Origin of the sequence: Rhodanobacter geophilus (genome assembly GCF_040812275.1) — a bacterium.
GTDB lineage: Bacteria > Pseudomonadota > Gammaproteobacteria > Xanthomonadales > Rhodanobacteraceae > Rhodanobacter_A > Rhodanobacter_A geophilus.
Window position 1 is genome coordinate 50,615 of sequence record NZ_JBFOHL010000005.1, and the last position, 21,857, is coordinate 72,471.

The following is a 21,857-nucleotide window of genomic DNA, read 5'->3' on the forward strand; positions in this document are numbered from 1 at the left end:
GAGCATGATACCGGCTCGTACCTGTCCGTCATTCCGGCCTTCGCCGGGATGACGGACTCCATACGCGACGCCCGATAGACTCCTGCTATCGGCCGCATTGCAAGGATTCATTTCCACCGCGGTCGGCGCGCCGCTACCGTGGTTCCATCACTCACCGCACGGGAGAACACCATGGCCTCGAACATCGGTATCGCGAAGAAGGACCGCGAAGCCATCGCCAAGCAGTTGTCCAGGCTGCTGGCCGACACCTATTCGCTCTACCTCAAGACCCACAGCTTCCACTGGAACGTCACCGGCCCGCAGTTCAACAGCCTGCACGCGATGTTCGAGGTCCAGTACAACGAGCTGTGGCTGGCCGCCGACGAGATCGCCGAGCGCATCCGCACGCTGGACGTGTTCGCCCCCGGCTCCTACAGCCAGTTCGGCAAGCTCAGTTCGATCAGGGAAGAATCCGGCGTGCCGGAGTGGAAGGAGATGGTGGACCAGCTGGTGCAGGGCCACGAGATCGTGGCGAACACCGCGCGCGCGGCCATCAAGGTGGCCGACAAGGCTGGCGATGAAGGCAGTGCGGACATGCTCACCGGTCGCCTGAAGGCGCACGAGAAGACGGCGTGGATGCTGCGTTCGCTGCTGAAGTAACCGGCGTCGCCGCATCGACCCGGCATGCATGAGCACACTCGGCGTGCGAAAGCCTCGGGCTTTTCCCGTCATTCCTGCGCAAGCAGGAATCCAGTGCCGCCGTACTGAATGCGTTGCAGGCGCTGGATCCCAGCTTGCGCTGGGATGACGGGCGAAAAGTCAGGCTTTGCCTGTCGTTTTAATCCTTCGGCGCCGGCCCCTTCACCGCGGTGACCAGGCCATCCGGCCGCACATATTTCGCGAATGCCTGCTGCACTTCGGGTGCGGTGAGTTCGAGGTAGTGCTGGCCGGCCACCGTCATCGCATCCAGCGGCTTGCCCTGCTGCGAGAGCGTGAGCAACTGGCCGCCGATCGCGCCGAAGCTGGATTCGCCCAGCGGGATGCGGCGCAGCAGGATGCCCTTGGCCTGCTTGAGTTCGGCGTCGGTGACCGGCTGCTGCTGCATCTGCTTCAGGTCCTGCACCACCAGCGCGCTGGCGGCGGCCACCTTGTCGGGATCGCAGCCGAAGGACACCGTGTAGGTGCCGCGGTGCCTGCGCGCATCCAGGCCCACGCCCACGGTATAGACCAGGCCATGCTTCTCGCGCAGGTCGCGGGTAAGGCGCGAGGCGTAGAAGCCGCCGCCCAGCACCTGGTTGCCGAGGTTGATCGCGAAACGGGCCGGGTCGTCGTAGGTGACGGCGATGGTCTGTGCCATGTCCACGCTGTCCTGCACCGCGCTGGCGTCGGGCACGTGCAGCTTGCCGGGCCGATTCGGGGGTACCGCGCCGTAGTTGGTGTCCGGTTTCGGGCCTTGTGCCTTCCAGTCGCCGAAGGCCTGCTCGATCACGTTCTTCGCCTGCGCCGGGTCGACCTTGCCGACCACCACGATGATGGCCAGGTCGGGGCGGAAGGTCTGCGCGTAGTACGCCTTCACCTTGTCCAGCGTCAGCGCCATCACGTTCTGCGGGGTGGGATGGCGCAACGAGGGATCGTTGGCGGGCAGCAGCGCCTTGCCCAACCCCTGCTCGAACAGGAAGCCGGGCGACTGCAGCACGCCGGCCGCCGCGCCCGCGACCTGCTGCTGCACCACCGCGAAAGCCTGCGCGGGCAGGGCGGGGTGCAGTTCGTTGGCGGCGAGCAGCTTCACGCCCTCGGCGAAATGCGCGGACGGCACCGCCAGCGAGAAGCTGGTGCCGGCACTCTCGTGCGCGCTGATCGCATCCAGCGCCTGCTGGAACGCGAGGCGATCCATCTGTTCGGTGCCGAACGGGAACAGGCCGTCCAGCACGTCGGCCACGCCTTCCTCGCCCTTGGGCGCCTGCAGGTCCTGGTTGGTCTGGACGGCACCGTAGAGGTCCACCGTGTCGCTGATCGTTTCCGGCTGCACGATCAGCCTGAGGCCGTTCGGCAAGGTGTAGCTCACCGGCTTCAACGAGGACTTCGGCACGTCGAGCTTGGCGAACGCCTGCTCGGCCCAGGCCGGCAGCTGCACCGGCTTGTCAGGCGTCGAAGCGAAGCTCTCGGCGCCGCCGAAGCCCTTGCCCGCCACCGCCTTGCCCGAGCTTTCCGGGGTGAGGATCGCGGTGATCGCGTGGGCGGGATTGAAGGTCTGCTTCGCCAGTGCGTCCACCGCCGCCGGCGTCACCGCCTCGATCGCCGCCTTGATCGCGTCGGGCGATTCGGCGCCCTGGAAGGCCAGCGCGTGCGACCACGCGTTGGCGAGGCCGTCCACCGAGTTCTTCTTGAACTCCAGATCGGCGACGGCGTTGCGCTTGGCGGCGTCGACCAGCGCGGGATCGATGCCCTTGTCCGCCGCCTCGGCGAGGATGGCCTGCATCCTGGCGAGGATGGGCCGCGGATTGCCGCCCTTGGGGAAGATGCCCACCGCCATGCCCACGCCGGCCTGCGGCATGCTCTGGTCGAAGAAGCCGCCGAACAGCGCGGTGCCGTCGAAGCGCATGCCGGCCAGTGCCGCGCGCTGCGAACCCAGCGCCTGGCCCAGCACCAGCGCGGTGGCGTAGTCCTTCGAGGTGAGACCCGGCATGCGGTAGCCCAGGTAGACCGAGCCGTAGGGATTGTCGGTGGGCAGCTGCACGGTCTTCGCCGTCACCGGCTTGAACGCGAACGCGGGCCGCGCCGGCAACGTCCTGCGCGCGATGCTGCCGAACTCGGCCTTCACCTTGGCCAGCGTGGCGACGGGATCGACGTCGCCCGCGATCACCAGGATCGCGTTGTTCGGCGCGTACCAGGTGTCGTGGAAATTCTTCAGCATCGCCGCCGTGGTCTTGTCGAACGAGGGCCGCGTGCCCAGCGGGGTGTGCGCGTAGGGCGTGCCGGAGAACATCTGCGCCAGCAGCTGCGTGTAGAACTTGAAGTCGGGGCTGGAGAGGTCGCGCGAGACTTCCTGCGAGATCGCGCCGCGCTCCTTGTCCCATTCCTTCGGGTCCATGTCCACGCCGCGCATGCGCAGCGCCTGCACGTGCAGCGCCACGTCGAGATCCTGCGCCGGCGCCACGAAGTAGTACTGCGTCACGCCTTGCGTGGTGTCGGCGTTGAACGCGCCGCCCATGTTCGCCGCGATCGCCGCGAGCTGGTCCTTGCTCAGGCCCGGGCTGCCGCGGAACATCATGTGCTCCACCGCGTGCGCGGTGCCGGGAAAGCCCGCCGGCACCTCGTCGGAACCGGCGAGGTAGTTCATCTCCGTGGTGACGACCGGCGCCAGCGTGTCACGCACGATCACCACGCGCAGGCCGTTGTCCAGCGTGGCGCGGGTGACGTCGGCGTCGTTCGTCGCGGCCATCGCGCTGCCCGCCGCCAGGGCCAGGCCGATCGCTGCGACCAGCCGGAGTGCTCGCTTCTTCATCGTTGGATCCTTGTGCGTCTGTGAAGGCGGACGCGAGCCTCGCGTCCCGGGGTTTGCGGCGAAACGGTTTCGCCGGTGGGTGCGTTCGGCGGCGAAGGTGGGCTTGCGCCAGTCATCCATGGAAGCCGGCCGCCTCGCACACCGAGGGCAGCAGTTCGCCTGCGGCGGGCTGGCCGCAGGCGATCAGGCGGCGCAATTGTTCCACGATCTGCCGGTAGATCGGTTCGGGCGTGTCCGGCTGGATGGTGGGCAGGGAGGCATCCATGTGCATCGACACAACAATACACATGTGTCGATGTCAAGCATGGCCTGTGGCGGAGTGACGTCGCCCGGACAACGCTTGTGCAAGACTTGAAACCTTGCCCGCCGCCCGTATGAGGAATTGCCATGGTCACCCGCCGCCGCATGCTGCAAGGTGCTGGAGCACTGGCCTTGTTGTCGCCCCTCGGCAAGGGCTTCGGCCATGACCAGGAGAAGGGCGCGGCGCAGGTCGCGCAGCAGGAACACGCCAAGCCCGCGGGCGATGATTACGTCCCGGTCACCGATCCGCTGGTGCAGCGGAAGCTGGCGCAGTGGTCGGACTGGAAGTTCGGCCTCATCCTGCACTGGGGCATCTACAGCGTGCTCGGCATCGTCGAGTCGTGGACGCTGTGCTCGGAGGACTGGATCAAGCGTCCCGGCGGCGTCGGCTACGTCGAGTGGAAGCAGCGCTACGAGCAGCTGCGCACGCAGTTCAACCCGGTGAAGTTCGATCCCGCGCGATGGGCGGAGGCCGCGCACGCCGCCGGCATGCGCTACCTGGTGTTCACCACCAAGCACCACGACGGCTTCTGCATGTTCGACACGGCGCAGACCGGCTACCGCGTCACCGCGCCCGACGTGCCGTACCACGCGAACCCGCGCGCGAACGTCGCCAGGGAAGTGTTCGACGCGTTCCGCCGGCGCGACTTCGGCATTGGCGCGTATTTCTCCAAGGCCGACTGGCACCATCCGGACTACTGGTCCCCGCTGTGGGCCACGCCGGACCGCAACAACAACTACGACGTGGGCAAGTACCCGGAGATGTGGAAACGCTTCGTCGATTTCACCCATGCGCAGATCAACGAGCTCACCACGCAGTACGGCCGCGTCGACCTGATGTGGCTGGATGCCGGCTGGGTGAACGACAGGCCGCATCCCGACGCCAAGGCCCACGGCATGGAAGTGCCGTGGGCGCAGGACATCGACATGCCGGGGCTGGCCGCGCTCGCGCGCCGCAACCAGCCGGGCATCGTGCTGGTCGACCGCGACGTCGGCGGCCCCTACGAGAATTACCGCACGCCCGAGCAGACCGTGCCCGACCGGCCGCTGCCGTACCCGTGGGAAACCTGCATGACGATGGGCCGCTCCTGGTCGTGGAACCCGCACGACACGTACAAGTCGCCGCGCGAACTGGTGCACACCCTGGTCGGCATCGTGGCCAAGGGCGGCAACCTGCTGCTGGGCGTCGGCCCGCAGCCCGACGGCGAGCTGCCGGCGGCGGCGCTGGAGCACCTGCGCGCCATCGGTGCATGGATGCAGGTCAACGGTTCGGCGATCCACGGCAGCCGGGCCATCGCGCCCTATGGCGAGGGCAAGTTCCGTTTCACGCAGGGCAAGGACGGCAGCGTCAACGCGATCTGGCTGGCCGACGAGGGCGAGCCGGAGCCGCCGGCCAGCATCGTGCTGCGCTCGTTGAAGCCGGCGCCGGGCGCGAAGCTGCAGGTGCTGGGCGCGGGCGGCGAGCTGGTCTGGCAGCAGGGAGGCGATGGCGTCCATGTGGCCCTGCCGCCGGCCGTGCGCCGGCAACTGGCAGGGGCGCCGGCGTGGACGCTGCGGATTTCGGCGGTGCGGGCATGACGCCTGGCGGGGCGTTCCCTGCGCAACCCGGCTGTCCGGCGCCCGGCCTGAGCTTGTGCTGACCGCCCCGGCAGGCTTTTATTGAGACTGCCACCGCGCATTGGTTAAGCTCACGCGGCTTGGCCCGCGCCCGGAGCGGCGCCCACGGGAACCTTCTTGAGCGCCGATCCTTCCAACCTCCGCCGCCGCCCTTCACTGCTTGCCGCCCTCTTTCTGGCCCTGGTGGTGGCCGCGCTGAACATCGGCCTGTGGTGGTGGAGCAACCGCCCGCACGGTCCCGAGGACTGGCATGGCCCGATCGGCGGCTTCGCGCTGTCGGCGTTCCAGCGCTACCAGAGCCCGCTGAAGAACGATTTCCCGACCGACGAGCAGCTCGACGGCGACCTCCGCCTGCTGCGCGGCTACAGCCCGAACATCCGCACCTACTCGATGCTGCAGAACCCGCAGATCCCGCGGCTGGCCGAGCGCGACGGGCTGAAGGTGCTGGCCGGCGCGTGGATCGACACGCGGCTGGACAACAACGACAAGGAGATCGCCGCGCTGATCGCGCAGGCGCGGCGCTACCCCGGCACGATCACCCGCGTGCTGGTGGGCAACGAGGTGCTGTTCCGCAACGACATCCCGCCCGAGCGGCTGATGGCCTACCTGGACCGGGTGCGCGCCGCGCTGCACCAGCCGGTGTCCACCGCCGAGCCGGACTACATCTGGGAGAAGTACCCCGAGCTCGCCGAGCACGTGGACTTCATCACCGTGCACCTGTTCCCGTACTGGAACGGCATCCCGCGCAAGGACGCGATCGGCGCCGCGCTGGGCAGCTACGAGAACCTGCAGCGGCTGTTCCCGAACAAGCACATCGTGATCGGCGAGATCGGCTGGCCGTCCAACGGCGACCGCCACGAGTACGCCTACCCCTCGGTGTCCGACGAGGCGATCTTCCTGCGCCAGTGGTTCAACGTGGCCAAGCAGCTGCACCTGGACTACTACGTGATGGAGGCGTTCGACCAGCCGTGGAAGGAGCAGCTCTCGGGCCGCACCGAGGCGTACTGGGGCATGTTCAACGCGGATCGCCAGCCGAAGTTCCCGTTCACCGGCCCGGTGACCGAGGACACCATCTGGCCGTGGAAGGCGCTGGCGGCGAGCCTGCTGGCGCTGCTGCCGATGGTCTGGTTCGCGCGCCGCTATGCGCGCTTCAAGCTCACCGGGCGGCTGTTCTTCTGCATGCTGATCCAGCTGGCCTGCGGCCTGATCGTGTGGTCGGCCACGCTGCCGTTCCAGTTCTACCTGAGCTGGGTGGACTGGACGATGCTGGTGCTGCTGTTCCCGGCCCAGCTCGCGATCCTCGCCATCCTGCTGATCAACGGCTTCGAGTTCACCGAGGTGCTGTGGCGGCGCAGCTGGGTGCGCCACGCCGGCATGCTGCGGCCGGACATCCCCGAGCGGCAGCCGTTCGTCTCCATCCACCTGGCCTGCTACAACGAGCCGCCGGAGATGGTGATCGTCACGCTGGACTCGCTGGCCGAGCTCGACTACCAGAACTACGAAGTGCTGGTGATCGACAACAACACCAGGGATACGGCGGTGTGGAAGCCGGTGCAGGAATACTGCGAGAAGCTGGGCAAGCGCTTCCGCTTCTTCCACCTGGAGCCCTGGCCCGGCTTCAAGGCCGGCGCGCTGAACTTCGGCCTGAAGGAGACCGCGCCCGAGGCCGACGTGGTGGCGGTGATCGACGCCGACTACGTGGTGCGGCCGGACTGGCTGGCCACGCTGACCGGCCACTTCCACGACCCGAAGGTGGCCGTGGTGCAGTGCCCGCAGGCGCACCGCGACTTCGAGCACAACCGTTTCCGCCGCATGACCGCCTGGGAGTACGACGGCTTCTTCCGCATCGGCATGCACCACCGCAACGAGCGCAACGCGATCATCCAGCACGGCACCATGACCATGGTGCGGCGCTCGGCGCTGGAAGGCACCGGCGGCTGGTCGGAGTGGACGATCTGCGAGGACGCCGAGCTCGGCCTGCGCCTGATGCACGCCGGATACGAGCTGGTCTACGTCGACGAGCTGATGGGCAAGGGCCTCACCCCGGCCGACTTCAAGGCGTACAAGAGCCAGCGCTACCGCTGGGCGTTCGGCGCGATGCAGATCCTCAAGGGCCGCTGGAGCTGGATGACGCAGAAGGGGCCGCTCTCGGCCGGCCAGCGCTTCCACTTCCTCACCGGCTGGTTCAGCTGGTTCGCCGACGCGCTGCACCTGATCTTCACCCTGATGGCGCTGTTCTGGACCGCGGGCATGGTGGCCTTCCCGCAGTACTTCAGCCTGCCGATGCAGCTGTTCCTGATCCCGGTGATCGGCTTCTTCTTCGCCAAGGCGATCTTCGGCATCGTGCTGTACCGCGCCCGCGTGCCCTGCGGCTGGTACGACACCCTGATGGCCTCGCTGGCCAGCATGGGCCTGTCGCACGCGATCGCGCGCGGCATCCTGCACGGCCTCACCCGCCAGAAGACCTCGTTCGTGGTGACCGCGAAGAGCCGGCGCATGGGCGGCAGCAGCTTCGCCGCGTTCGCCCCGGTGCGCGAGGAGCTGCTGATGGCGATCGCCCTGGTGCTGTGCATTGCGGGCATGGCGCTGGGTTACGGCACGCGCTACATCGAAGGCACCTTGTGGATGTTCATCCTCGCCGCGCAGTCCATCCCCTACGTGTCGGCCGTGGTCGGTGCCTGGATCGCGCACAGGGCAGGGGACAAGGCGGGCTGACACCGCCGCCGCCCACGTCGCCTTGGCGACGTGGGCAAATCAGGCACGGTGCTTTTCCGCTCTTCGCCAAGCGTGGGTCGGGCTCCAGCCCGACATTTCCCGTGCACCCATCACGCCGGCTTGGCCGGGTTCATGGGCGGCCAGCGGCCTGCCGCCCCGGATAACGCCCCATTCGTTCATATCCGCGCCGGGTAGCACGCCCTATCATCACGTGCCTATGACCGTCCTGACCCCGCCTCGGCCGTGTTGACCCGCACCCGCTCGTTCATGCGTGCCTGCTGGCCATGGCTGCGCATCCCGTTCTGGATCGGCCTGGGACTGCTGGTCGGCTTCGTGCTGCCCTACACGCTGGTGCTGAACAAGCGCGTGCAGGAGCGCTTCAACGACCTGGTGTTCGCGGTGCCCACGCGGGTGTTCGCGCGGCCGTTGCCGCTGGCCGCGGGCGAGCCGATGACGCCGGCGTCGCTGCAGCTGGAGCTCACCTTCGCCGGCTACAGCGAGGATGGCCATGGCCAGGTGGCGGGCAGCTGGGCGAGGCAGGGCAGCCGCTACGTGATCTCCTCGCGCGGCTATGCCGGGCCGGAAGGCGGCGAGCTGCCCAAGCGCATCGAGGTGAGGCTGGGTAAGGGCGAGGTTGTCTCGGTGCACGACCTGGCCAGCGGCAAGGCCATCGACCTCGCCCACCTCGACCCCGCGCGCATCGCCACCGTGTACGGCGCCGACCAGGTGGATCGGCGCATCGTGCGCCTGGCCGACCTGCCGCCGCTGCTGGTGGGCGGCCTGCAGGCGGTGGAAGACCGCGACTTCAAGCACAACATCGGCATCGATTTCAGCGCGATCCTGCGCGCCGCGTTCGCCAACCTGCGCGCCGGCCACACCGTGCAGGGCGCCTCCACGCTGACCCAGCAGCTGGTGCGCAACCTGTTCCTCAGCCGCCAGCAGACCTTCACGCGCAAGATCAACGAAGCGCTGATGTCGCTGCTGCTGGAGCTGCACTACAGCAAGGACCGCATCCTGGAGGCCTACGTCAACGAGGTGTTCCTCGGCCAGCAGGGCGGGCAGGCGGTGCACGGCTTCGCGGCGGCCTCGGAGTTCTACTTCGGCCGTCCGCTGCGCGACCTGCGTCCGCAGGAGGTCGCGATGCTGGTGGGCCTGGTGAAGGGGCCGAGCTATTACGACCCGCGCCGCTACCCGGATCGCGCGCTGGCGCGCCGCAACCTGGTGCTGCAGGAGTTCGCCGACACCGGCCTGCTCTCGGCGGCGCAGGCCAAGGCCGCGCAGGCCACCTCGCTGGACGTGATCAAGAACGGCCAGTTGCCGCACAACCGCTTCCCCGCCTTCATGCAGCTGGTGCGCCAGCAGATCACCAGCGATTTCGACGAGGACACGCTGCGCGCGGGCAACCTGTCGATCTTCACCACGCTGGACCCGGCCGCCCAGCTCTACAGCGAGCAGGCCATCGACACCACGATGAAGGAGCTGGGCAAGCGCGCCGATCCGCTGCAGGCGGCCGGCGTGGTCACCGACACGCACGACGGCAGCGTGCTGGCCGTGGTGGGCAGCAGGATCCCCGGCGACCAGGGCTTCAACCGCGCGCTGGATTCGCAGCGGCCGATCGGCTCCACCATCAAGCCCTTCGTCTACCTGGTGGCGCTGACCAACCCCTCGCGCTGGAACCTCGCCACCGCGCTGGACGACGGCCCGATCAGCATGCCGCAACCGAACGGCACGCTGTGGACGCCGCACAACGACGACAACCAGAGCCACGGCATGGTGCCGATGGTCGATGCGCTGGCCAAGTCGTGGAACCTCGCCAGCATCCGCCTCGGCCTCGCGGTGGGCCTGCCGCGGATCCGCGCGTTCCTGGAATCCTTCGGGCTCACCGACGTCAACCCCAGCCCCTCGCTGCTGATCGGCGCGCTGGACCTGTCGCCGCTGCAGGTGGCGCAGCTGTACGAGTACATCGCCTCCGACGGCCACGCGCTGCCGCTGCTGGCGGTGCGCGGCGTGGTGGACGGCAACGGCCGCACCGTCAAGCGCTACGAGGTGCAGAGCGGCAAGGGCGAATACCAGGAGGCGGTGCGCCTGGTGACCTGGGCGATGCAGCAGGTCGCCACCTACGGCACGGCGAGCTCCCTCGGCAGTTCCAGCCTTGCCTCGCTGCACGTCGCCGGCAAGACCGGCACCAGCAACGACCTGCGCGACAGCTGGTTCGCCGGCTTCACCGGCGATCGCCTCGGCGTGTTCTGGGTGGGCCGCGACGACAACAAGCCCGCCCACCTGTTCGGCGCCACCGGCGCGCTGCGCGTGTGGCGCAACCTGTTCACCAAGCTGCCCAGCCAGCCGCTGTCCGCCATGCCGGGCGACGGCCTGCAGATGGCCTGGATCAATCCCGCCGACGGCAAGCCCACCGAGCCGCAATGTTCGGGCGCGATGCAGGTGCCGGTGGTGACCGGCTCGCTGTCCGGAGACGTCGAAGGCTGCGGTTTCTGGCAGAGCCTGTTCGGCGGCAACCCGGCGGCCTCGTCCAGCAGCGCCGGTGCGGCCAGCCCGGGTGTGGCGCCCGCCGTCGTCCAGCCCCCTCCCAGCGGAAACTGAGCATGTCCCTCGTTCGTCGATTCCTGCGTGCGTGGCCGCTGCCGTTGTTGGCGGCGGCCTTGTTGGCGGCCTGCACCACGCCGGCGCCGGTCGAGGCGCCGAAACGCCCCGCGCTGGCGCCTGCCAGCATGGTTGCGGCGATCCGCGCCGCGGGCGAGCGCGAGCAATCCGTGATCGCGGTGCAGCCGCTGGCCGATCCCGGCATCAGCGCATGGCAGTCGGCCGCCGAGGCCGACGTGCAGGCCGGCCATTACGATGCCGCCGCGAGCAAGCTCGACCAGGCGCTCAAGCGCAGCCCCGAGTCGCCCGACCTGCTGCAGGATCGCGCCGAGGTGGCGGTGTACCAGCACGACTACGCGCTGGCGCAGAAGCTGGCCCAGCAGTCGTGGACGCTGGGCCCCAAGCTCGGTCCGCTGTGCGCACGCAACTGGGAAACCCTTGCCCAGCTGCGCCGGGAAGCCGGCGACGCCGCCGGCGCCGCCACCGCGCAGAAGTGGGTGGCGAAGTGCCACGTGCAGGGCGTGAACCGGTACTGAGCACCCCATGAGCCTGGACATGATGGGCATGATCCCGGCGCAGGCACGCACCGAGCGCGTGATGGCTTCGACCGTCGCAGGAGCGGCTGCAGGAGCGGCTTCAGCCGCGATTCGTCCGCCCGGTCGCGGCTGGTGAAGCCGCTCCCACGGCGATGATCGATTCCGACGACACGCGGCCCGACCGCGTCGATGCGCTGCTGGGCCCCGACGGCCCGTTCGCGCGCGAGCTGCCGAACTTCGCGCCGCGCGCCGCGCAGCAGGCGATGGCGGCGGCGGTGGCGCAGGCCATCGCCAGTCGCGAGACGCTGATCGCCGAGGCCGGCACCGGCACCGGCAAGACCTATGCCTACCTGGTGCCGGCGCTGCGCTCGGGCGAGCGGGTGATCGTCTCCACCGGCACCAAGGCGCTGCAGGACCAGCTGTATTTCCGCGACCTGCCGAAAGTGGTTTCCGTGCTCGGCGCGCGGCTGAAGACGGCGCTGCTGAAGGGGCGCGCGAATTACCTGTGCCTGTACCGCCTCGACCAGACCGTGCGCGAGGGCGCGACGTTCGACCAGGCGCAGGCGGCGCAGCTGGCGACGATCCGCGCCTGGTCCGCGCGCACGCGCCGCGGCGACCGCATGGAGCTGGCCGAGGTGCCGGAGGAGTCGCCGCTGTGGCCGCGCGTCACCTCCACGCCGGAGAACTGCCTGGGCGTGGAGTGCCCGTTCTACGACGACTGCCACGTGGTGAAGGCGCGCCGCGAGGCGCAGGAGGCGCAACTGGTGGTGGTCAACCATCACCTGCTGTTCGCCGACCTCGCGCTGAAGCAGGAGGGCTTCGGCGAGATCCTGCCCGGTGCGGCGGCCTTCATCCTCGACGAGGCGCACCAGGTTCCCGAGCTGGCCGGGCAGTTCTTCTCGCAGAGCGTGAGCGCGCGCCAGCTCGGCGAGCTGGCGCAGGATGCCCTGCGCGAATGCAGCGGCGTCACCGGTGCGATCGGCCTGCTGCTGGAACCGGTGGAAGCGTTGCAGGATGCGCTGAAGCGCCTGCGTCTCGCGATGGAGCCGCTGCCAGCGCGAGGCGCGTTCGGGCCGCTTGAGGCCGTGGCCGCGGTGCGCGAAGGTCTGCACGAGGTCGGCGAACTGCTGGCCGCGCTCGCCGACCTGCTCGCCTCGCAGGCCGAGCGTTCGCGCGGGCTGGCCAATGCGCACGAGCGCGCGGCGCTGCTGGCCGAGCGGCTGGAGCGCATCGTCGAACAGGCGTCCGAGCGCGACGTGCGCTGGTACGAGCTTTTCCCGCGCGGTTTCGCGCTGTACGCCACGCCGCTCGACCTCGCCGCGCCGCTGCGCGCGATGCGCGAGCGCAGCGAGGCCGCGTGGGTGTTCACCTCGGCCACGCTGTCGGTGGCGGGCAGGTTCGAGCACTTCGCGCGCCAGCTCGGCCTGGACGAGCCGCAGGCGCTGCTGCTGGAAAGCCCGTTCGACTACGCGAAGCAGGCGCTGTGTTACCTGCCCGACGGCCTGCCCGACCCGGCCGCGCGCGACTACACCGAGCGCGTGCTCGACGCCGTGCTGCCGGTGCTGGAGGCCTCGAACGGCCGCGCCTTCCTGCTGTTCACCTCGCACCGCGCGCTGCGCCGCGCCGCCGAACTGCTGGCCGCGCGCGTGCCGTGGCCGCTGTTCGTGCAGGGCACGGCGCCGCGCCACCAGCTGCTGGAGGAATTCCGCCATTCCGGCCACGGCGTGCTGCTCGGCGCGGCCAGTTTCTGGGAAGGCGTGGACGTGGTGGGCGACGCGCTCGGCGTGGTGGTGATCGACAAGCTGCCGTTCGCCGCGCCCGACGATCCGGTGCTGGTGGCGCGGCTGGAGGCGCTGGAACGGCAGGGCATCAATCCGTTCATGGGCTGGCAGGTGCCCGCCGCGGCGATCGCGCTGAAGCAGGGCGCGGGCCGCCTGATCCGCAGCGTCACCGACCGCGGCGTGCTGGTGCTGTGCGATCCGCGCCTAGCCACGAAGAACTACGGCAAGCTGTTCCTCGCCAGCCTGCCGCCGATGCCGCGCACGCGGGATCTTGGCGATGTGCAGGCGTTCTTCGCCTGAGAGCCCCTCTCCCGCTTGCGGGAGAGGGGAGTAGATCCGTGCCCGGATTCGAGAAGCCAGCCGCATGAACCGCGAACCCGACCTGCGCACCGACCCCGCGCTGCTGCCCGTGCTGGACGAGCTGCGCCGGCGCGAGCCGATCTTCCATCGCCCGGAATTCGGCATGACCCGCGCCGATCACCTCGCGATGACGGCGGAGGATTTCCGGGAAGTGGGCGCTTCCGGCAACCGCTACAGCCGTGAATACGTGCTCGACGCACTCGACGACCGCCGCCGCAATCCGCAACCCGATCCGTGGGAAACCGGCGATTTCTATTGCCGCCGGCTCGCCGACGCGGTCTACCTGCTCACCTACACCCTGCGCCAGGGTGCGCGCGTGACGCGCCGTGCCACGATCTGGCGGCGCGATGCGGACGGCTGGAAGATCGTGTTCCATCAAGGCACGATGGTGGCTGACGCGCCACCGGCTGCCTCGCCATGATCATTTCCTCCGCCCTCGATTACCGCGCGGCCGCGCAACGCCGGCTGCCGCCGTTCCTGTTCCACTACATCGACGGCGGCGCGTATGACGAGCAGACCCTGCGCCGCAATGTCGACGACCTGCGCGGCCTCGCGCTGCGCCAGCGCGTGCTCGGGGAAGTCGGCGAAGTCGATCTTTCCACCGAACTGTTCGGCGAGCCGCTGAGCCTGCCCGTGGCGCTGGCCCCGGTGGGCCTCACCGGCATGTATGCGCGGCGCGGCGAGGTGCAGGCGGCGCGGGCGGCGGCGACGAAGGGCGTGCCGTTCACCCTGTCCACGGTGTCGGTGTGCCCGATCGAGGAAGTGCAGGCGCAGGTGCCGCGGCCGATCTGGTTCCAGCTCTACGTGCTGCGCGACCGCGCCTTCATGAAGAACGCGCTGGAGCGCGCCTGGGCCGCCGGCGTGCGCACCCTGGTGTTCACCGTGGACATGCCGGTGCCTGGCGCGCGCTACCGCGATGCGCATTCGGGCATGTCCGGCCCGCATGCCGCGTTGCGCCGCGTGTGGCAGGCGATGTGCCATCCACGCTGGTCGTGGGACGTGGGCCTGCTGGGCCGGCCGCACGACCTCGGCAACGTGTCGGCCTACCTCGGCCACCGCATCGGGCTGCAGGACTACATCGGCTGGCTGGGCAAGAACTTCGACCCGTCCATCGGCTGGCGCGACCTGGAATGGATACGCGAATCCTGGAAGGGCGCGATGCTGATCAAGGGCATCCTCGATCCGCAGGACGCGAGGGAGGCGGTGCGCTTCGGCGCCGACGGCATCGTGGTGTCGAACCACGGCGGGCGCCAGCTGGATGGCGTGCTGTCGTCCGCGCGCGCCCTGCCGGCGATCGCCGACGCGGTGCAGGGCGAGCTGAAGATCCTCGCCGATTCCGGCGTGCGCAGCGGCCTCGACGTGGTGCGCATGCTGGCGCTGGGCGCCGACGGCGTGCTGCTCGGCCGCGCCTTCGTCTATGCGCTGGCGGCGCAGGGCGAGCAGGGCGTCGCCCACCTGCTGGACCTGGTCGCCAGCGAGATGCGCGTGGCGATGACGCTGACGGGCGCGAAGTCGCTGGCCGGCATTTCGCGCGACAGCCTGGCCGCCGCGTAAAAGCCACGTTCCGTCCCGCGCAGGGCCTGCATCCGCCTGCGGGCGTGCTCCTCGTGCTGCTGTGATCCCTGCTCCGGCAACGAGGGGAAATGGCCATGGTCGGCGATTGGAGAAAGCGCTTGTCCGTCGTGACATGCGAAGGCCCGGCACAGCGCGGCGGCATGACACGCATGGCCTGCGGCTATCATGGGCCGGCCATGAACCTGCTCGCCCTCGAAACCGCCACCGAAGCCTGCTCCGTCGCCCTGGTCCACGGCGACGAAGTGATCGCCCGCAGCGAACTCGCGCCGCGCCGCCACGCCGAACGCGTGCTGCCGATGGCCGACGAACTGCTGGCCGAGGCGGGGCTGGGCAAGCACGCGCTGGATGCCATCGCCGTGGGCCGCGGCCCCGGCGCGTTCACCGGCGTGCGCCTCGCGGTGTCGCTGGCGCAGGGCATGGCGCTGGCGCTGGACCTGCCCGTGGTCACCGTCTCCTCGCTCGCGGCGCTGGCGCTGGAGGCACCGGACGACGGCGAGACCGACACCGCCATCCTCGCCGTGATCGACGCGCGCATGGGCGAGATCTACGCGGCCTGCTATCGCCGCGATGGCGAAGGTGGCCTGGTCGCGCTCGACGACGAACGCGTCTGCACCGCCGAGGCGCTGCGTCTGCCCGAAGCGAACGCCTGGCAGGTGGTGGGCAGCGGCTGGGCCACCTACGAAGCCGCGTTGCGCGAATGCCTCGGCGGGGAGCCGCGTTACGCCGACGGTGCCCGCTATCCGCAGGCCCTGCACGTGGCCGAACTTGCAGCACGCGAATTCAAGGCTGGCCGTGCGCAGGCGCCGGAACTCGCGTTGCCAGTCTATCTGCGCGACAAGGTGGCATTGACGCTGGTGGAGCAGGGGAAGGCTTGATCGTTTGTCTGCTTGCGACCCGAAGCGGACAATGCTTGAGACGTTCATTACATGTTGGATTGACTTAGTTCGCGCGCTCAGCGGTTCTGCAGCGCTTCTATTGCTCCGTCCAATGCGGTGATTGATTCGACTATCGTGCGCACAGTTGCGCGGTCAAATTCATGGTCCCGCTGGGCGTCGTGTACGCCGCTATTGAGGTAGCCCCACTCGATGCTGGCGCCGTTGACATTGAGCAGTGTAGTGAGAGCGGCGACCGCCTCTGGCGCACCAACGTGCTGTGCCGCCACCCGATCGACCGCTAATCGCAACTTGGTGCATTTGTTGTTCAATTCCCAAGGCGAGCGGGGCCCACCCAGCTTGATGTCGATCCGACCGTCCGCCCGCCGGCCCAACCAAGTCCAGAGGCGATCCGTCAGGCTCTCCAGCGCTGGCCGGGCCTGACGGAGGGCCTCGCGCTTTTCGTCGGCCGCCAATGCCTGCTGAGCCAGCAGAACGTAATTCTTCGTCGGCGGATTGCTATCGACCCGCAATTCATGCTCCCCCTGATGCGGGAGGAACTTGTAGCGTTTGACGGCAGCAGCACGCCGGGCGCCCAACTCCTGCTGGATGCGATGCAGAAATTCCTCGGCGTGCGAGGTGAGGATGACCTGCTTGCCGTCGAGCAAACCGTCCTCAAAGAAGGTGCGCCAGATACCATCGCGGTGGTCGTCGTCGATCGCGTTGACGACGTCATCGAAGATGACCACAGGGCAGCCCTGCGCAATGTTCTTGGCGAGCAGAATCGCCAGGCCCAGGCATTTGATGTGCCCTTCGCTGAAGACGACCAGCGCGTCGTAGCGCACGCCCGGCTCACCGGCGAACTCCACCTCGATCTTGCCGTTCTCCGCCACCGACAACCACAGCGCGTGCAGCAGATCGCCGGGCGGATCGGCCCTGTTGAATGCGTTGTACAGATGGCGGGCCTGTTCTCCAAGCCCCTGCAGTAGCACACCCGGCAGAGCGGTTAGGTAGGCTTGGATCTCGGGTAGGAAGCCGTCGTAGGCGGCCTTGACCCGCTGATGGTGCGCCACCACCGGTACTTCGGCTGCGACGGCCTGGATCAGATCGCGGTTCGCCTCGTCGAACTGGGCTACGGTCTGGCGGGCGGCAGCCAGGTCCTGACCGGCCGCCGTGCGCATGGTCCGCAGCCGTTCGATCTCCAGCTGATACTGCTGCAGGCGATCCCGCTCCTGGGCCAGCGTGCCGCGCTGGGCATGCACGTCACGAGCCTTCGCGTCGAAGCCTTCGATAATCTCGGCGACCCTCAGCAGGGCTTGCCAGGCGCGCTGGTCCTCATCGGCCCACGCGCCGAGCCAGTTGCCCGCAGCCGTGGGAGGCAGCAGCGGCAGGCCCGCGGCCTGCGATTCGGCAGGACAGGCGACCGCAGCCGCCGCCAACACGCGGCGCATCTCGTCCCAAAGCGCTCGGACCGCCTCGTTCAACTGTGTCCGAAGCTCGGCCTCCTGCTGTTGGAGGGCGGCCAGTTGCGCGAGCTGCTCCAAGCCCGTTCGTGCTCTGGCGAATGGATCCTGCGCCACCACGGCCAGTCCGGTTCCACATGCGGGGCAAGCGATCGCACCGTCGGCCAGGGCTAGCACGGCTTCGTAGAGCTTCGCGTACGACACTTCGCCGGCGCGGGCCGCGAGTTGCGCGGAAGACGCCTGCCACAGTCCCTGGACGCGGTAGGCCTCTGCCAGCAAAGTCTGCAGGCGGGCTCGGGTCACCTCGTGAATGGTAGGTGGGTTGGCGTCCAACTGTGCCTGGACATACGGTAGCCGCCCCTGCTGCTTCGGTGTCCCTAGCAGCCAGTCCACACAGGCCTGGTATGTCGCGCCAGGCGACATGCGCTGCGCCAAGGCTTGCTCCTGGCCCTCGACCGCCGCGATCTTTTGCGGGTAGGCGGCGATCGTCTGCTCGGAGTTCGCCAACTGCAGGCGACTCTGTGCCAACTGCGCCGCCTGGACGCCGGCAAGCATCAGGTCCTGATCGAGCGAGGGGTTGAAGCCGCGCACGAACTCACTGAACTGGTCCACGCCAAATAGGGTTGCGATGAGCTGACGCTGATCGCCCGGGGTCCGCGCGGCGATGCGGGCGAAGTCGTCGAGGCGGTTCTTCTCGATGAAGCAGAAGCGGTATTCGACTTCGTCGGGTTGGACGGTCTGCACATCGTCTGCCGCCTTGGACGACAGGACGGGCGCTATGTGGCGGCGCAGGCGAACATTGTTGCAGTAGGTCCGCTGGTCCACCCGCTTGGCCTGCGCTTCGCTGATCGAACCGAGCATCGCCACTTCCAAAGCCTCGCAGAAGCTGCTCTTGCCGGTGCCGTTGGCACCGTAGACCAGGGTGATGTCATGGCTGAGGTCGAACGTCTCCTGCCGCATGAATCCGCGAAACGGTCCAACTTCGAGCTGGTGCAGTCTCCCGAGCGCCGGCCCAGGCTCGGGGCCGCGAGCGTCTCCGTCGTAGGCGACAGGCATCTGCGCCAGATGCGCGATGGCCAGCGGCGCCAAGCGCGTGGATCGCCCGCGGCGCGCAGCACCAACCTCGGCCAATGGTTGCAGGTGATCGAGCACCAGGTGCGCAAGCCGGCGAACGTCATCATGCACGTGTCGCTGCGTCAAGTGCGCCAGGAAGCGGTGGTACTCCGAAACGATGCTTGCCATGCAGTCCCCTCTACATAGTAAGACGCTCCGAGCGGCGTCCTTGACGGTATTGATCGGCCGCCTGCACCACGGCCGCAGGCGGGTCGTGCTTCCATTCTCGGTTATGGCTTGTGGAAGTTCTCTGCAAAATAGTCGATGACCTGAACCGCCTGCGTCCCCTGGCGGAAGCGCTTTTGCTTATCGAAATCAATCGAGGGCAGCATGTGGATAAGCTGATGATCGGCGTACAGCGCCATTACCTCCCGGGCATCCAGCGTCCCAGTACGTTGTCCCGTGAGCGTGTTCGCTGCTTCGATGGCCGCGCCGATCATCACGTCTGCCAGCTGTACGGCGGGACTGTTCCTAGAGTCGACCTGCGTCACCGACTGGAGCTTGAGCGGAAAAGTGATGCTGGCGATTTCCGACTGGCGGAACGTGACCACGTCCTTGTGGCGGATGTAGCGCTGCAGCAAGTCGTGATAGGCGAGCAGATTCTTCGACTGGTCGTGCTCGACCCAATAGGGACCTTCGGCCATGGTCTCCATCCGGCTAACCAGGGATTGCAGCACCACCAAGGCAGCATCCGTACTGACGCCGGGCGTGGCGATCGCTCGCAGGCACTCGGGGGCAGCGAACTGCGCCAAGGGTCCCAGCGCTTCCGGTAATTCCTGCCAGCGCGAGGCGCGCGCGGCCTCGACCAGATCGGCGAGCGCCGCCGGACTCTTCTCCTTCACCGCTCGCTGGAAGCTCGCCAGCAAGCGGTCGAGAGCACCTTGACCGAGGAGCGTCGGCCCCACCGTGTATAGCAGGGACGCCAGCGAGTAATTCTGCCCGTCCTGATAGAAGTCCATTCCACGGTCGTAATAGAACGGCTCTACGCCATAGTCTAGGAACATCAGCAGCAGCAGGAAGCGCTTGTCGCAGACGTAAGTCACGCACTTGTAGTGGCTCAGCAAATCGCGTTGCAACGCCATCAGGCGGGGGTGGTTGGCCGGCCGCCGCGCCAGGGCCCGGTACTTGAGCTCGTCCGCCTGCTGCGTGGGAAAGTGTTCCCGGATCAGGCGCCTAGCTTCGTCATCGTCGATGGCGATGGCTGTCGCACCTTGGAACCGCTGCTCCGGGTTTAGCAAATCGAAGCCTGTGTAGCCGCTTTCGTCGATTCGGAAGCATTCCACTTTCAGTGCCTCCGTAGAGAGAGAAAGATTCAGGAAATGATACGGCTAGTACAGGCCTGGGATATGGCGCGATGTCCGCTCCTGGCCGAAAGCAGCCGCTTTGAATAGTGGCCCTGTTCAAATCATCCTTGATCCAATCATGGGCAGCGCGACCTCAAAGCCGCCCGATCAGCAACTGCACCGCCAAACTGCTCACCGACACCGCCGCCCACACCCCCAGCCCCAGCAGGATCGGCCGTGCGCCGCTGGCGACCATCTTGCGCAGGTTGGCGGAAAGGCCGATCGCGGTGAGCGCCACGATGATGAGGAATTCGGCCGCGGCATGCAGCGCGGGCAGGATCGCGGCGGGGATCAGGCCCGTGGTGCGCGCCGCCGAGGCCACCAGGAACCACAGGATGAACCACGGGAAGATGCGGCGCAGGCTGAAGTCGGTGCTGCCCTTCTTCTTTTCGCGCGCCGCCACCGCGAAGGCCAGGATCAGGCAGATCGGGATGATGAGCGTGGCGCGGGTGAGCTTGACGATGGTGGCGTAGTCGCCCGCCGCGTGGCTGTAGCTGTAGCCGGCGGCCACCACCGAGGAGGTGTCGTTGATCGCGGTGCCGGCCCACAGGCCGAAGCCGAGGTCGCTGAGGTGCAGCAGGTGGCCGAGCAGCGGGAACAGCAGCACCGCCACCACGTTGAACAGGAAGATGGTGGAGATCGCGAACGCGGTGTCGTGCTCGTCGGGCTTGATGATCGGCGTCACCGCGGCGATCGCCGAGCCGCCGCAGATCGCGGTGCCGACGCCGATCAGGATCTTCAGCTTGTCGTGCACGCCCAGCCAGCGGCCCAGCGCCCACGCGCTGAGGAAGGCCACGGTCAGCGTCACCAGGGTCACCGACAGCGATTCCAGCCCGGTCTTCGCCACCTGGGTGAGGCTGAGGCCGAAGCCCAGCGCGATGATCGACCACTGCAGCACCTGCTTGCCGCCGAACGCGATGCCGGGCGTGAAGCGCGCATCCGGCGAGACGGTGTTGCGTACCGCGATGCCGAGCAGGATGCCGATCACCGGGCCGCCGATCAGCGGCAGCAGCCGGCCCAGCCACCACGCGAGCAGCGCGATCGCGACGGCGAGCAGCAACCCGGGTGCGCGGCTGCGCAGGGTGGGGCGGGCGAGGGCGGTGGCGAGCGGGGTATTCATGGGGCGACGCATGGCGGGGGATGCGCCATTGTCCTCGCCGCCGTCGATCAGCAAAACTTGGAAAATCTGATCGTTCGTATAAGATCGAATGATGAACAACATCAGCCCGCGCCAGCTCGAGGTGTTCGTGCAGATCGCGCTGCTGGGCAGCGTGCGCGCCGCGGCCGAGCGGCTGTACCTGACCCAGCCGGCCGCCAGCATGGCGCTGGCCGAGCTGGAGCGGCAGCTCGATGCGCCGCTGTTCGCCCGCGAGCGCGGCCGGCTGCGGCTCAACCCGCGCGGCCGCGAGCTGCTGCCGCTGGCGCAGGAGCTGCTGGAGCGCCACGCCGAGTTCGGCCGGCGCGGCCGCGAGGACGGCGCGGCGCTCAGCGGCGAATTGCGCATCGGCGCCAGCAACACGGTGGGCAACTATCGCGTGGGCGAATTGCTGGGCGCGTTCGTGCGCGCGCAGCCGCAGGTGGCGATCCGCCTGCGCGTGGCGAACACCGACGCGATCGCCGCGGCGATGCTCGACCACAGCCTCGACCTCGGTTGCGTGGAAGGACCGGTGACGCACCCGCAGCTGGAGGTGCGCCCGTGGCGCGACGACCTGCTGGTGGTGTGCGCGCCGCCCGACCACCCGCTGGCGCGCAAGCGCGGCCTCAAGCCCGCCGATTTCGCCGGTGCACGCTGGGTGATGCGCGAGCCGGGCTCGGCCACCCGCGCCACCAGCGAGCGCGTGCTGTCGCAGCTGCCGCCCGGCGAGACCGTGCTGGAGCTGGACCAGATCGAGGCGATCAAGCAGGCGGTGGTCGCCGGCCTGGGCATCGCCTGCCTGCCGCAGGTGGCGGTCACCGACGCGCTGGCCACCGGCCGCCTCAAGGCATTGAGGACGCCGTTCCTCGACCTGCGCCGCAAGCTGTCCATGCTGATCCACCGCCAGAAATACCGCGGCGCGCTGCTGGATGCGTTCATCGCCCAGGCCGGCCTCGGCCGCTGAG

General features: G+C 68.4%; 15 protein-coding genes and 1 pseudogene. 11 read left to right on the top strand and 5 right to left on the bottom strand.

The window, feature by feature from the left end:
• The first annotated feature begins 171 nt into the window (after nt 1-171).
• A complete protein-coding gene (locus tag ABQJ56_RS06860; protein WP_367844256.1) occupies nt 172-639 on the top strand; it encodes a Dps family protein in 468 nt (155 codons plus the stop codon).
• 178 nt (nt 640-817) lie between these two features.
• Here ABQJ56_RS06860 and ABQJ56_RS06865 read toward each other — a convergent pair whose 3' ends face one another.
• Together ABQJ56_RS06865 and ABQJ56_RS06870 are read right to left on the bottom strand one after the other, a co-directional pair.
• Nucleotides 818-3,484, bottom strand: coding sequence for a M16 family metallopeptidase (locus ABQJ56_RS06865; protein WP_367844257.1), 2,667 nt, complete (start codon nt 3,482-3,484; stop codon nt 818-820).
• A gap of 118 nt (nt 3,485-3,602) precedes the next feature.
• Nucleotides 3,603-3,749 (bottom strand): annotated as a pseudogene (locus ABQJ56_RS06870) (GntR family transcriptional regulator); the annotation flags it as partial.
• Between the two features lie 122 nt (nt 3,750-3,871).
• On the opposite strand from ABQJ56_RS06870, the gene ABQJ56_RS06875 reads away from it, so the two are divergent.
• The 9 genes from ABQJ56_RS06875 to tsaB all read left to right on the top strand — a co-directional run bounded on the left by ABQJ56_RS06875 (nt 3,872) and on the right by tsaB (nt 15,841).
• Nucleotides 3,872-5,362 (top strand): alpha-L-fucosidase, encoded by a 1,491-nt coding sequence (locus ABQJ56_RS06875; RefSeq protein ID WP_367844258.1) that lies wholly within the window; start codon nt 3,872-3,874, stop codon nt 5,360-5,362.
• 156 nt (nt 5,363-5,518) lie between these two features.
• Nucleotides 5,519-8,116, top strand: coding sequence for a glycosyltransferase family 2 protein (locus ABQJ56_RS06880; protein ID WP_367844259.1), 2,598 nt, complete (start codon nt 5,519-5,521; stop codon nt 8,114-8,116).
• 267 nt (nt 8,117-8,383) lie between these two features.
• Nucleotides 8,384-10,714, top strand: a complete 2,331-nt coding sequence (gene mrcB, locus ABQJ56_RS06885) for a penicillin-binding protein 1B (protein WP_367844422.1) — start codon at nt 8,384-8,386, stop codon at nt 10,712-10,714.
• 2 nt (nt 10,715-10,716) lie between these two features.
• On the top strand, nt 10,717-11,250 hold the full coding sequence (locus ABQJ56_RS06890) for a tetratricopeptide repeat protein (protein WP_367844260.1): 534 nt from the start codon (nt 10,717-10,719) through the stop codon (nt 11,248-11,250).
• Nucleotides 11,251-11,257: 7 nt separating this feature from the next.
• A complete protein-coding gene (locus ABQJ56_RS06895; protein WP_367844261.1) occupies nt 11,258-11,386 on the top strand; it encodes a hypothetical protein in 129 nt (42 codons plus the stop codon).
• Nucleotides 11,387-11,402: 16 nt separating this feature from the next.
• The gene (gene yoaA, locus ABQJ56_RS06900; protein ID WP_367844262.1) at nt 11,403-13,331 is read left to right on the top strand and encodes a DNA repair helicase YoaA; all 1,929 of its coding nucleotides are present in this window, start codon (nt 11,403-11,405) and stop codon (nt 13,329-13,331) included.
• Between the two features lie 64 nt (nt 13,332-13,395).
• A complete protein-coding gene (locus ABQJ56_RS06905) occupies nt 13,396-13,812 on the top strand; it encodes a nuclear transport factor 2 family protein (RefSeq protein WP_367844263.1) in 417 nt (138 codons plus the stop codon).
• Nucleotides 13,809-14,945: an FMN-dependent L-lactate dehydrogenase LldD gene (gene lldD, locus ABQJ56_RS06910; protein ID WP_367844264.1), complete on the top strand. Its 1,137-nt coding sequence runs from the start codon at nt 13,809-13,811 to the stop codon at nt 14,943-14,945. Before ABQJ56_RS06905 ends, lldD begins: the two co-directional genes overlap by 4 nt.
• Before the next feature lie 197 nt (nt 14,946-15,142).
• On the top strand, nt 15,143-15,841 hold the full coding sequence (gene tsaB / locus ABQJ56_RS06915; RefSeq protein WP_367844265.1) for a tRNA (adenosine(37)-N6)-threonylcarbamoyltransferase complex dimerization subunit type 1 TsaB: 699 nt from the start codon (nt 15,143-15,145) through the stop codon (nt 15,839-15,841).
• Between the two features lie 77 nt (nt 15,842-15,918).
• Here tsaB and ABQJ56_RS06920 read toward each other — a convergent pair whose 3' ends face one another.
• From ABQJ56_RS06920 to ABQJ56_RS06930, 3 genes are all read right to left on the bottom strand, one after another.
• Nucleotides 15,919-18,543 carry an AAA family ATPase gene (locus ABQJ56_RS06920; protein ID WP_367844266.1) on the bottom strand — a complete coding sequence of 875 codons (2,625 nt, stop codon included), beginning with the start codon at nt 18,541-18,543 and terminating at the stop codon, nt 15,919-15,921.
• A gap of 101 nt (nt 18,544-18,644) precedes the next feature.
• On the bottom strand, nt 18,645-19,697 hold the full coding sequence (locus ABQJ56_RS06925; RefSeq protein WP_367844267.1) for a DUF3800 domain-containing protein: 1,053 nt from the start codon (nt 19,695-19,697) through the stop codon (nt 18,645-18,647).
• A 154-nt stretch (nt 19,698-19,851) separates the two neighbouring features.
• On the bottom strand, nt 19,852-20,877 hold the full coding sequence (locus ABQJ56_RS06930) for a YeiH family protein (RefSeq protein ID WP_367844268.1): 1,026 nt from the start codon (nt 20,875-20,877) through the stop codon (nt 19,852-19,854).
• A gap of 91 nt (nt 20,878-20,968) precedes the next feature.
• On the opposite strand from ABQJ56_RS06930, the gene ABQJ56_RS06935 reads away from it, so the two are divergent.
• Nucleotides 20,969-21,856, top strand: coding sequence for a LysR family transcriptional regulator (locus ABQJ56_RS06935; RefSeq protein WP_367844269.1), 888 nt, complete (start codon nt 20,969-20,971; stop codon nt 21,854-21,856).
• Nucleotide 21,857 lies beyond the last annotated feature (1 nt).